Source organism: uncultured Vagococcus sp. (assembly GCF_963518325.1).
Classification (GTDB): domain Bacteria; phylum Bacillota; class Bacilli; order Lactobacillales; family Vagococcaceae; genus Vagococcus_D.
Map to the genome: position 1 here is coordinate 97,188 of NZ_CAUQJB010000004.1, position 13,375 is coordinate 110,562.

Sequence of the window (13,375 nt, forward strand, 5' to 3'; positions counted from 1 at the left end):
CCCCCTCTTATACTTAATTGACAATAACCGTATAGCAGTCTAATCTACCAAATGATAGACTGTAAAGATCTTAAGTGCGTAGCAATAACCACACACTTAAGTCACTGTTCATTTTTTATTCAGCATAGATTGCTTCAAGCTTTTCTTGCATGGCTTGAGTCATTTTTTCAGCGTAACAAGCGAATGTTTTTTTATCATAGGCATATGGAGACATCGCTGACGCACGTAATATCGTAACTTTACGTTCTTTTTCCCAGTCTTCTCGAGAAAATCCTAAACTCTTAACAAAAGGATAGGGACTATGACCATAATCAGGAATGGCAAAATCAGTATGAGATGTAATAAACTCATTGTGATAAGTGCCACCTTTTCCATATGAGGCATATTGGTAGAATTCTTCGTTTAAGGCATTCATCTTAGCCAAATCAGTATTGCCTTTTTCATTAAAGACGTAATCAACCATGTTAAAATCAGGTCGAGTTAAGGCATGTATTTCAATCCTTTTGTCACCTACCTTAAATTCTCTGCCTTCAATAAAGTCGTAGAAATGGAATGCTCCTTCGATACTGGCTCCCATCAACTTACCAAATCCAGTTACATTTAAAGGTAAAATTTTATGTGCAGTCCAAACGGCAGCGGCTGTTGCACCTGCTTTGGAACCTTCTAAAATATAAGCGCCAAGTAAGGCAGGAATGTCCGCACCTTTTTTAAAAACATAGGTTGCAAAGTAAGAAATAACATCACGCATCCGAACATCTTTGATCACAACCCCACCTGCTGAATAGGGAATGTATCCCATTTTATGAGGGTCAATCGTCACAGACTCACATTCAGAAATGGCTTTAAATGAGGCGTGGATTTCAGGTGTTAACCAGTTATTATCACCTTGGAATATTTGATTTTTTTGATAAACATCCTCGATTTGATCGAATTCAATAAACTCATCGTTCTCATCTAAAAAAATGGAACGGGCGTAACCACCGTAAGCAGCGTCCACATGTATATAGAAGTAAATACCTTCTTTCATTAATTTTTCTCTTAAAGCGATAATTTGGTCAACTCGATCAATTTGCCCTTCTTCTGTTGAACCGACAACGGCAACTACACCTAAGGTTGGAATTCCTTGACTAGCCAATTCTCGAATAGTTTGCTCAAGATGATCAATGTCCATTCGGTACTCGCAATTAACATCACACGCAATCACTTGGTCTAAACCAATCCCGATAATATCAGCAGCTTTCAGCCATGAATAATGTTTCGTTTGCGGCACAATCCATTTCCCTAATTTTTCTAAATTTTTACCGCTGCGAGCGGAATGGTCTTTGATATCATCCATATATTCCTGATAATCAGCCAATGTATCCAATATATCAGCTGTTGACATGTTTAACAGTTCCCACTCACTTTTATCAGTCAAAGCACCCGGCACGACATCACGGATTGCAAATGGCAATGATTTGAAGTTACGAGCATACCAAAGGCCTTCCAGATTAGCGATTGAGCCATCAGCTGCTAAATGCCCCCAACCATTTTTGTAACTCATTAATGTGGCTAATTCTAACCCGACTTCTTCTTCCATTTTAGAAGTAGCAGGTGAAGATTCATACGCCACATTATTGCCGTTCCAAAGCATCGCAGATGTATAAGCAATAATCGCTGGCATTAGGGTTTCCGCGTTCATATGACCCCAGAAGCGCCCCGCTGAATGCCATGGTAATGAATCAGTCCGCAGTTTTGAGCTCAGTACATTAAAAACCTGATTCATATTGTCGACAGTCGCTTGATAACTTTCTGAGCGACGATCTTGCGGTGTAATCACAGGTAAATCCTGTGGCATATAATTTTGACGCCAACCTACATGCTCATCAATCATACGGTTCAAAATATCTTTGAAGACATCAACGTTCTCCCCTTTATCTCCTAAAAATAAGGCTTTTAAATTGGTTTCTTCTGGATTTATAATTTGATTTGTCATTTTAATCTCTTCTTTCTCTTAATTGTGCTATTTTTTCCAACTAGTTTTTTTAAACCTATTAATTAATAGGGCAATCCCCACCATGATAACCGTGGCAGACACTTGATAAATCACATAACCTACATGTTGATTTTGCCCGACTGAAGTAGGTGGAATTAAACTGACCAGGATTGTGACAATCACACTGATCATGGCGATAACTGATACACCCCACATCATGCCATTACCTTTTGAACCTAAACGGAAAGGTCTGATCGCTTCTGGCATGGTGTAACGTAGGCGTATAGCAGAAATCGAAATCAATAGATAAACTATGCAGTACAAAATGGTGGTGGTAATCGTAATGACTAAAAAGGCTTCGCTCACGTCAGGAATAACCACATATAAAAAGGATACTAATGAAATAACGACGGCCTGAATCAATACAATGTTTATTGGAATACCTCGTTTGTTTCTCTTTTGGAAAAATGGTGGCAAATTACCTTCATCCGCTACTTTAATCATGGATTTGCTTGGGCCTAATACCCAAGCGCTAAGTTGAACTAAAACACCAATAAGAATCATCAGTGAAATGATATTGTTAAAGAGGGCTGGAACACCTAGATTCTTAGTCATAATCACGAAAGGTTGAGTAATATTAGCTAAGTTCATTTGCCCCATTGGTACAGCGTTCGCCACGCTTAAACCGGCAATTAAATTAAAGACAACCAGTACTAGCACCGAAACAATAACTGCGATTGGGTAATTGCGTTTTGGATTGTCGATGTTGTTTGCGTGAACAGATGATATTTCTACCCCCGCAAAGATAAATATAATACCTGTTAGAGTTGGTAAGCTTCCCAAATCACTTAAATCAGGAAGTAATTTATCTGCTGAGAAATTAGCCAGGTACCCTGTCGTCGTAATACCATTTTTCACAAAATAGCATACACCTAATACAACTAAGGCTAAAAAGGGGATGTAAACACCAATAATTGCACCCCAGTCTCCAGCAATTTTAACCATATCAAATTTCAAATTAAGTAACGTGATAGCCCAATAAGAGATTAAGATACAGGCAAAGATAAACAGACTGTTATCCCCTAGTTCTGGACGATCAATGACATAACCGATTAGCACACCGACTGTCGATGCCACCATCACCATGCCAAAAAACATTTGTACCCACAATAACCAAGAGGTTACAAATCCCCACTTTTCTCCCAATGCATTGCGAACCCAAACCTGTGGCCCCCCTTCCTGAGGCCATGTAGTTGACAATTCAGCGGACATTAACGCAATCGGCAAAGCAAACATACAAGCTGCAATTAACATATAAACAATTTGTGTCCAACCTGTTGATGCCAAGGTAGGGACACTCCTAACGGTGCCGAAAAAGGCCATCGTGATTCCTATTAAGCCAAATAAAGAAAGCGTCTTGCTTTTCTCCATTTTAAATTCCTCCTCTGTCTATTAGCGTTATTTTTCACGAATAACACTCTCATAAAAAAACGAATAAATATTCACGTTATTCAAAACATATTTCCTATCCTCCTGTTGATTTCCATTGCTTCAGGCCTGAAGTAAACGACGACATGAAAATCATTGAAGTCATCTGAACAACCGTAGTATAATCCCGAAAAAATGCTTTGTCAAAGCCATTAACATGACTTTCATTAGAAAATGATGAGCATTTTCATGGTTCGATTTAACTCTTTTTCGCCACGATACGTCAGCGCGTTAAAGCATCAAATTATAGAAATATTTGAATTTTTATAACAACAAATAATTATCTAATCGTTATTTAAATGTCCTTAACCAGTATTACTTCCCTATTGCTTGTGAAATCATTATCTTTGTTTCAAAATAAATTATGAAAAATTTTTTTCAATCTAATTGGTCCCTCATTTTGTCTTCCTCAAAAAAACTAAATAAATAACATATTTTGCTTATAATGACTTACATTTTTTCTCATTAAATTTTTAGTGTTTTTTTCTATTATCCCAGTTCAAAGGTGTTTTTATCGATTATTTTTATTATCATATGGCTTTTTTTGATTTTTTCTGATTTAACTTAAATCGAAGTTAAACTAAAAGGTGTTGACAAATAAATTTTCCTGTCTTATACTAGCTTTAAATTACAAACGTTGACTGAGCGAAGTAGCAAATTGTCCCTGTTTTTAGAGAGCTAGTGTTTGGTGAAAACTAGTACAAACAATTTATGTGAATTACACTCATGAGTTTCCTTGCTTAACCGCAAGCGTACCATCTTCGTTACAGATGTTAGAGTGGCATATCATGAATATGCAATTTGGGTGGTAACACGGATAATTTCGTCCCGACAATTTGACTATGGTCAAATTGTCGGGACTTTTTTATATAATTTAGAAGGAGTGTTGAAGATGAATATTATCGATGAATTAACATGGCGTGATGCGATTAACCAACAGACAGATGCAGAAGGACTTCGTGAGTATGTGGAACACAACAGCATTTCCTTATACTGCGGTGTCGATCCAACTGGCGACAGCATGCACATCGGTCACTTAATTCCCTTTATGATGATGAAACGATTCCAAGCTTTTGGGCATCATCCTCACATCTTAATAGGTGGCGCAACCGGAACCATTGGTGACCCAAGTGGTCGTACCTCTGAACGTCAATTACAAACGATGGAACAGGTCCAAGGAAACGTAGATGCCTTAACAGCGCAAATGAAGCAACTGTTCGACTTTGAAGACAATGATGACTTAACAATGGTCAATAACTACGAATGGACAAAAAATCTGACCTTATTAGATTTTTTAAGAGATTACGGAAAGAACTTTAACATCAATACGATGCTGGCAAAGGATATCGTCTCCAGCCGTTTGGACACAGGTATTTCATTTACTGAGTTCACCTACCAAATCCTACAATCAATGGACTACTTACACCTTTTCCGACACCATAATGTGCGCCTACAAATTGGTGGTGCCGATCAATGGGGAAATATTACAGCAGGCTTAGATTTAATTCGTAAAAAAGAAGGTGCTGAAGCAAAAGCTTTTGGTTTAACCATTCCTTTAATGCTAAAAGCTGATGGTACTAAATTTGGTAAAACTGCCGGTGGTGCTATCTGGTTGAACCCTGAAAAAACTTCCCCATTTGAATTTTACCAATTCTGGTTAAATCAAGATGACCGAGATGTAATTAAATACTTGAAATTCTTTACGTTCTTAAGCCAAGCTGAAATTGAAGCCCTAGCTGAAAAAGTGGCAACTGAACCTCATAAACGGGAGGCCCAAAAAACTTTAGCCAGTGAAATGACCAAATTCGTTCACGGCCAACAGGCATTAGATGAAGCATTGAAAATCACAGCTGCTCTTTTCTCAGGTGATATTGCCAGCCTGAATGCTCATGAAATCGAGGCTGGTTTTCAAAACATGCCAAATTGTACTTGGACAGAAGACACTCAACCTATTGTTGACTTCTTGGTCGACCTTGGCATCGAGCCTTCTAAGCGTCAGGCTCGCGAAGATTTAACCAATGGGGCTATCTCATTAAATGGTGAAAAAGTCTTAACTACCGACTTCCAAATCACCCGTGAGACTTCTTTTGAAGGCAAATTCATCATTATCCGCAAAGGAAAGAAAAATTATACCTTAGTTCGCATCATTTAGACAACTAAAATTCAAATTGCCACCAATTGATTCAACTTAATTGGTGGTTTTAACGTTTAATAATTCACTTGCTATTGAGATGACCTCGACATCAACAGATTGCTGGTTACGTCAGATGTCTTGTTAGGGAAGGTTACTAAGGACCATCTGATAAACTTCCCAATTTTACTCCTAACTTTCCAGAAAATAAAAAGTACTTCCCCTTAAAATCAGCATTCATTGTCAATCATAAACCAAAAAAGTGGAAGATTAGGCTCGTTTCAGGAAAGTTAGGTCTTCAATATCTGGTAAATTAAAGGCATCATTTTCATTAGATGAATACTCATTATAAACCTTCCTATCATAAAAGAGATAGAGCCTTTTTCATAACGAAATAGATTTATTGGTTTCCCTCTTTTTTAAGTTTTACAGGATTCGTTGAAACAACCTTTCATTTTTTATTTTCAATTGTCACATGCTTATTACGAAGGACTTTATCGCTATTTCAGCATAACAGATTGCTCCTTTAAAGTGTCAAGTGTAGCCTGACATCACTGTTTTTTAATTGGTTTTAATATAACTCCACAACAACTCCAAACGGCTCTAACAGATAGATGTTACGAAAAGCTATCCACCGTATTTATTATACGCAAACGTCAGTAGCTAGATCACGTCTCCCTCATCTATTTTATCCATCAACCTCACCACTGATAGCAGAATACCTTCTTGTTCTCCACATTAATTACACTTGAATTGACAGCGTCCTAATTGGGAAACGAGTCTTTTCATAATCCCTTGGTTCCTTTTTCTTGCTTATCCCCGTAGTCTTTTTTCTCAATTTTCACTACCCTTTCTCGCATGTATCTCGTCGCTTAATACTTTTACTTTACTTGATAATCACTTTCCCGAATTTTTGGGGGCCGTTCCCATGAACGGCTTCAATAATCTTTCTTGATACATAGGCCATTCTTCTGATTCACCTAGCGAACAAGAGAGGTAAAAACCGACCTTTACTAGTATACAGAAGTAATTTCACATAATAGCATCCGCCACAAAAGGAATCATTTACACCTATTTTGTCACTTCTTTCATCACCAGTATACGTAAGCTTGCATCAGAACTAAGTTTTCACAATTAGTTTTGCCTCCCAATTGTTGGTGAAAAAATACTCTTCACCATTTTTCCTTTTTTTATGTCTTCATTATTGATTAGGAAGTTTAATCATCTATTTTTTCATGTTTTCAGACGGAGTACAGACATTTCTATATAGCAAAAAACACTTAAAGACGTCAATTTATGACAGGCTTTAAATGCTTTTAATACCAACAAACTAAATAAATAAAACGAACCTAGCATCCCTCTGTTAAGCTAAAACGTTTATTTCACGACAACACCGTTATCGATACAACTCTGCCTCATTACATATAATCAAGAATACTTATTTGCATTATCTTCGTCCCCATTGATAGAGAAGCTTGATAAGCAAGCATTTGATTAGAATACTCCATATATTTTTGAATCACGTCAACGTCTTGCTTTTCCGACAACACTTCTTTTAAATTGATGTTTTCACTTTCGTTTCGCTCTTTCGCTGCTTCAAAACGATTGGTTACCGTTCCGATGCGTGATCGAACATTAACAAAATTTTCCGTATGAACATCAATTTTAGCTAACAATTTACCTGACAAGGCCTCTTTATCATCACTGTTAATGGCTGTCATGATATCTTTGAAAAACGTGCTGAGATTTTCAGGATTAGCCTCAGTGCCTTCCTCGTTCATAAATAAACGGCCATCACTAATTAAATCAACTGAAACACCTGTGGCGATTTCTCGGCTTAAATTGCCGTCTTTCACTATTACACTACCGTCAGCCGCTATTTGATCTTTGGTTCCATGGTACTTTATTTCAGTAATATTGCCATCTTTGTCTTTAAGGATTTCATAGGGTGGCGTTTTAGTATTCTTTCCACCAAAAATGTAACGACCATCAAAGTTAGTGTTTAGCGAATCAACAATCCCTTCTATTTCGGAAATGATTTCATTTTTATTCGCCATCATTTCTTCTTTCCCTTGAGTCCCCGTTGCACTTGACTCAATTAACTGGCGTATTCTATGCATGGAATCTGTGGCACTAGCTAAAGCTGAATCCTGGGTTTTCCCCCAGGCCATTGAATCACCAATCGTTGAATTATAATTCTTATTTTGGGCAATGGAATCATTGATATTGATAATCTTAGCAAACATAAGAGGATTATCTGAAGACTTACTGTATTCTGTCAATGAATTTAATTGGTTTTGATACTTTTGCAACCGATTTTGATTGATTGTCATATTACGGTTAAATTCCCGGTACGTTGTGTAATTGGAAACTCTCATCTCTACACCCCAGTTCGATTAATTAATGTATCAAGCATTTCTGAAATGACCGAAATCACTCTAGAATTAGCCTGGAAAGCTCGTTGAAAACGCATAACATCAGAAACTTCTTCATTGATGTTAACACCTGATATGGAGTCACGTCGTTGTTCCAGTTGACTTAATAAATAATCTTGTGATGCCACAGTGTTATCCGCTTGCTGCTTGGAGATACCATTTTTCGTGACAATATCGACGAAAGCGCCTAAAAAGGTTAAACCACCTTCTTCACTTTTAATGGTCATCGTCTCTTGATCGTATTTTCCTGCTAAATCAACTGGGTACTTTAACCGCACATCCTTCAGTTTAGCCATGGCTGTTGCTCGCGAACCATCACCAACTTCATGGTTGGTTAAATCCTGACCCGTATTAATCTTACTTGGATCTTTTTTGATGTCCTGATTGACCTTAATATTTAAGGCATAATTCTCATCTGGTCCTAATTCAAAGAAATTAATCCCTTTGCCGTTATCGGAATGAACCATATTAACCGATTTTACTAATCCCAAGGCAAAATTGTTAAGTTCAGACATCCGTTGCTTTAATTCGCCGACTGCTTCCTGTAAGCCTTTAGCAGAACCAGAGGTCATTTCCACCTCTTTATAAGTCGTTCCATTATCAGAAATCAGGATTTGACCTACTTCCAGAGGTTGGTCGACAACCTCCCGAGGTTTTAATGAGTCACCACCATTCGAAACTAACGCTTTACCATCAGCATCTTTCCCAACGACCACACTAATTGTTTTCAAGCTGTTGTGAGTCAGGACCTCTTCCCCGCCTATTTTGACAGAAACGCGACCATATTGATCAAAGGATGTCTCTAGCTTGGTAAAATCAGATAAACTTTCTAAAACGGCATCCCGTTGATCCAACAGATCATTGGGCGTACTGCCATCATTGGATACTTTATATATCTGACGATTAAGAGTGTCCAACTGTTGCAACTTGCCATTAAAATCTAAGGTACTTTTTTCTAGGTTAGACAACGAATTTTTAGACAAATCATCCATTTGTTTTGCCATATGATTAATCGTATCAGTTAAAATGTTTCCGTTTTCCAAGACGATTGTTTTGGCATTATCCAGTTCCGGATTGGTTCCCAACTTGGACCAAGCATCAAAATAAGTGGCCAAATTAGACGATAACCCCTTACTAAAAGGAGTCTCATTAAAAATCGTTTCCAGTTGTCCCAAAACATCGGCTTTTTGGGAATAATAATTATATGCTGAATTTTCTGTGCGAATATTGCCTATAACAAAATCATCGACTACGCGAATAATTGAGTTAATTTTGACGCCAGTTCCTACTTGACCAATGCCTGTAACGTTATAAGGTCTATCTGCCTGCATGTTGACACGCTGGCGAGAGTACCCCGGAGTATTGGCATTGGCAATGTTATGTCCTGTAGTTTCTAATGCTTTTTGTTGGGCGTTTAAGCCCTTATTGGCTGTCCCTAATGTCCCAAATAATCCTACCAAAATCTTTCACCTCTTAACGTTTTATCAGCTTCGTTCACCTTACAACTTCTATTATTAACTTGCACCTAAAAAGACTGATTAATTAGACTGACATCCTCTTGCCCACTTAAATTTCCATAGCGGGAATAGGTAGCATTAGTTTTCTTTAAGCCTTGAGTCACAGCTGAAAGAAAGGTATCGTGATAACTTAAAGCCTGCTCCGTCAGTAACAAATTATCTTCTTGTAAATCGCGGATGTTTAAAACTAACACTCTCACGTCTGAATTTTCTGTCGGTTCAAAAGCAGCCAGAAGTTCCACAAATGCTTCCTTCTCTTTGACTATTCGACTAACTTGCTGATCATCGTTTTTGATCAACGCTTTTTTTTCCTTCTTTAACAAGCTGATAAATTTTCTTAATAGTTGTTGTAATTGTCTATCTTGCTCCACTGGCTTACTTCCTTTGTTGTTTTAACGTATCAAATAACTTATTGCTTAATTCTTCAGTCGACACTTTATATGACCCTTGATTAATGGCCTGTTTAATTTCTGCCACACGTTCATTCTTCGTTTCGCCTAACTCTTTAGACCGGATGTGTTGACTTGTTGCTGAGATATCAAATTTAACTGAATCAGCTTTTTGACTAGTCACTTCCTTGACATCATGATGATGGCTGACAGATTGATGATGGTCTAGATATGGGTTATATTCATTACCTATTTTCATGATAACTCGCTCCCTCTTGGTTAATTTTGGCTTAGCACTCTCAACCAATCCTTCTTCTTATATAATAATTATCGGCTGTATTTTCTCATTTTTAAGGGCTAAGTTAGACTTTTCAAAAGAAATTGGTAGGTGCCATTCATCAAAGCTTACCATAGTGGATTAACACAAACAAAATAGCTCATCGTGTACGGAGAATGCTAGGCTCGTTATACTCATTTAATCTATTTTGATTGACCGACTCATCTCAAAAAATCAGTCAATTGGAGTAATTTAGAAAAAAATTGGGCAAAATAAAAACGATATACATCCCGTATCGTAATTCGGAAATATATAGTCGTTTAATAATCGAAATAACTCCATGTAAACTGTAGCACAACTGCCTTCATTATCAGCTATATAGTCCCTATTAAATAATCACTACACTTTGTTCGATCTCATCAATCGCTTTGCGCTCTTCGATGTCCGCTGTTCGAGCATTTTAATGCGTAAAGACAAGGGTCATCGCAGTGAAGCGTCAAGCCTTGAGGTTAAACTTTCAGCTGAGAAAAGCTGAAAGCATCACTCTTGAGGTCTGATTATGGGAATTATCCAATGGAACTCTATGTTTGATTATTTAACAAGATGTGTATAGTTGCGAAACAGTCGGATATGATTATACAAGACATGGATTGAAGCTGAAACAAGCTGTTCCATAACACTTAGTCAACTCATTAATGTAAGTTTGTTAATCGCTGTTTTTGAGATAAAATATTTGTAATTCGTACACCAAAATTTTCATTGATGACAACCACTTCACCGTGAGCAATCAGTTTACCATTGACATAAACTTCTAGTGGTTCATCTGTTAATTTATCTAGCTCCACCACTGACCCAACGCCTAATGACAATATTTCTTTAATAGATTTACGGCTATTTCCCAGTACGACACTAAAGTCCAAAGGAACATCCATAATTAAATCCAAATTATCAATAGTCGACTCGATTTTTTTATTTTCCAAGGGCTGAAATTCCGGTGTTTGAATCGCTACTTTCTTCTCAGGCTTAGATGGCGTTTCAACTGCAGTTGGCTCAGATTGGTGGCGATTTTCCAACACCTCCCCAGTATCAGCCAGCATCATATCTGAAATCTCTTGAACCATCTGTTGGGTATAAATCTGCATAATTTCACTTTCAATAACGCCTTCAACTGACAAATCAAAAGAAATTTTGCAAACAGTTGTCTCGGCATCTAGCCCTTTATAAGCCACTTGCTTCTGATCGTTCCACAAATTGACATCTGGCGGTAAAATATCAACTTTTTTACCAATCATGGTTGCCATAGAAGTAGACGCTGAGCCAATCATTTGGTTCATGGCTTCACCAACTGCACTTAATTCTAGCTCTGTAAATTCAGTATTGGTTGTCGTACCATCACCACCAATCATCAAATCAGCAATGATAATAGCGTCTTCCACATTCAAGAGCAATAGGTTACTGCCTTCTAAACTCTCTTTAAATTCCACCACGGTGGATACCTTAGGAGTCACCAGTTCATCTAAAATTTGCTGAAATTTGACATAAGTCACCCGCGGAGTAGTGATTAGTACTCGTCGATTTAATATCGACGATAAGGTTGTAGCCGCTTGCGACATTGAAATATTGCCGACTTCACCGATAATATCAGTAATCGTCTGATCAAATAACTCTTCCACAACCTCTTCTTGATCTGTATTCATTAATGCATCAATTTCTGCTTGGGTTAAACTGCCACTCATTATTCCCCATCTCCTTCCGAAAACTCTAATATCTCAACTGCTAAATGCTCATCTTGCTGGCCAGGTTTAACCATCCCAAACAAATTTTTTTCAATATACATTTCTAAGGGCTCAGATATTTTTTGATCTAAGCTAATCATATCCCCTACTTCAAGTTGCGAAAAATCAGAGAGAGTCATGGTAGTTTTTCCAAGTAATGTTTCCATTGCTAAATCAACAGTTTCGATATTTTTACGTAAATGCTGGTTGTCTACTTGATTAAACCCTTTAGCATCGTCAAACCAATTTCTAAAACTCAATTTATCAACGATACCTTCAAAAAAGACGTAAGGCACGCATAAGTTAATGAAGGTATTCTTTTTAAAAATCGTCACTGTAAATGTCACTAATACTACCGGTTCATTAGGTGACATATTTTGCAATAATTGTGGATTTGTATCTAAACTATCCAATTTACTTTCAATTTCAGTAATATCCTGCCATGCATGTTCAAAAGCATTGACAAAGGTTTTTAAAATTTCTTCCAAGATTGACATCTCTATGTCAGTAAAACTTTTCTTGCTGCCTTCTTCCCCTAAACTGACTTGAGCTTCCGTTCCACCACATAGCAACTCGACAATTAACATACACAGCTGGGGATTGATTTCGACCATTTGAATGCCACTTAAGGGAGTTGAATGAAAAAGTCCCAACAGTGTAAACTTGGGAATCGAATGAACAAATTCGTCGTAACTGATTTGCTCTATCGAGGCTAACTTCAAACTGACATTAGTTCGAATTTGGGTGCTCAATTGGTTGCCCGCATACTTTGAGAAATCCTCAAAAATCATAAAAAGAGTATTAACGTACTCCTTTGATAATTTTGTTGGTCGTCTAAAATCATAGGCTTTGGCTTGTGGCACTTCTTTTTCTTCCATTAATAGTTCGTCGTCAATTTCCCCATTGCTCATGGCATTCAACAGTGTATCAATTTCTTGTTGGGTTAAGACTTGTTTCAAATTGATCCCTCATTTTCAGAGAATATGGTCATGATGTTGATAATGTTTGCCAGCTTGTCATCAATTGGTACTAGGCCGTCAATGTTGGCATCACGGCCCTGTTCCAAGACTTGGATATCATCCTCGTCAATGGTATAAACACCGACAATTCCCTCAACTAAAATCCCAAGTTTCTCATCCTTATTCGTAATGATAATGATATTATGATGTGTGTCACTGTCCGGTTCATTTAAAAATTTTGAAAAATTGACTAAAGTGACAATCGTGCCGCGTAGATTAATCAAACCTTCTACCCAATCAGGTGATTTGGGCACGTTAAAATATTCCGTATTTTTAATGATCTCACCGACATTTTCTGTACGAATGCCATAATATTTTTCTTGTTTTGTAAAGACAATCAGTTGCATAGGCTCCTCCTAATTCAGGGGC

10 protein-coding genes and 1 other annotated feature are annotated in these 13,375 nt (G+C 37.4%); of the genes, 1 reads left to right on the forward strand and 9 read right to left on the reverse strand.

The window, feature by feature from the left end:
* Positions 1-115: 115 nt before the first annotated feature.
* Together tdc and tyrP are read right to left on the reverse strand one after the other, a co-directional pair.
* Complete coding sequence (tdc, locus tag RWN13_RS05240) at positions 116-1,975, reverse strand: tyrosine decarboxylase (RefSeq protein ID WP_314061188.1); 1,860 nt, start codon at positions 1,973-1,975, stop codon at positions 116-118.
* A 27-nt stretch (positions 1,976-2,002) separates the two neighbouring features.
* The gene (tyrP, locus tag RWN13_RS05245; protein WP_314061191.1) at positions 2,003-3,406 is read right to left on the reverse strand and encodes a tyrosine-tyramine antiporter; all 1,404 of its coding nucleotides are present in this window, start codon (positions 3,404-3,406) and stop codon (positions 2,003-2,005) included.
* A 685-nt stretch (positions 3,407-4,091) separates the two neighbouring features.
* Positions 4,092-4,297, forward strand: a binding site (T-box leader).
* Between the two features lie 58 nt (positions 4,298-4,355).
* Here tyrP and tyrS point away from each other — a divergent pair.
* Positions 4,356-5,615, forward strand: coding sequence for a tyrosine--tRNA ligase (gene tyrS, locus RWN13_RS05250; protein WP_314061192.1), 1,260 nt, complete (start codon positions 4,356-4,358; stop codon positions 5,613-5,615).
* A 1,397-nt stretch (positions 5,616-7,012) separates the two neighbouring features.
* On the opposite strand, the gene RWN13_RS05255 is transcribed toward tyrS, so the two are convergent.
* From RWN13_RS05255 to RWN13_RS05285, 7 genes are all read right to left on the reverse strand, one after another.
* Entirely contained in the window at positions 7,013-7,972 is a 960-nt protein-coding gene (locus RWN13_RS05255; RefSeq protein WP_314061195.1) for a flagellin, read from the reverse strand.
* Between the two features lie 2 nt (positions 7,973-7,974).
* Entirely contained in the window at positions 7,975-9,489 is a 1,515-nt protein-coding gene (flgK, locus tag RWN13_RS05260) for a flagellar hook-associated protein FlgK (protein WP_314061197.1), read from the reverse strand.
* A gap of 65 nt (positions 9,490-9,554) precedes the next feature.
* A complete protein-coding gene (locus RWN13_RS05265; RefSeq protein ID WP_314061199.1) occupies positions 9,555-9,917 on the reverse strand; it encodes a flagellar protein FlgN in 363 nt (120 codons plus the stop codon).
* A gap of 4 nt (positions 9,918-9,921) precedes the next feature.
* Positions 9,922-10,194: a flagellar biosynthesis anti-sigma factor FlgM gene (gene flgM / locus RWN13_RS05270; RefSeq protein ID WP_314061202.1), complete on the reverse strand. Its 273-nt coding sequence runs from the start codon at positions 10,192-10,194 to the stop codon at positions 9,922-9,924.
* A 710-nt stretch (positions 10,195-10,904) separates the two neighbouring features.
* Positions 10,905-11,948, reverse strand: a complete 1,044-nt coding sequence (gene fliY, locus RWN13_RS05275; protein ID WP_314061204.1) for a flagellar motor switch phosphatase FliY — start codon at positions 11,946-11,948, stop codon at positions 10,905-10,907.
* The gene (gene fliM, locus RWN13_RS05280) at positions 11,948-12,946 is read right to left on the reverse strand and encodes a flagellar motor switch protein FliM (protein ID WP_314061206.1); all 999 of its coding nucleotides are present in this window, start codon (positions 12,944-12,946) and stop codon (positions 11,948-11,950) included. The genes fliY and fliM overlap by 1 nt, the downstream gene beginning before the upstream one ends.
* Positions 12,943-13,353: a chemotaxis protein CheW gene (locus RWN13_RS05285; RefSeq protein ID WP_314061208.1), complete on the reverse strand. Its 411-nt coding sequence runs from the start codon at positions 13,351-13,353 to the stop codon at positions 12,943-12,945. The genes fliM and RWN13_RS05285 overlap by 4 nt, the downstream gene beginning before the upstream one ends.
* Between the last annotated feature and the right edge of the window lie 22 nt (positions 13,354-13,375).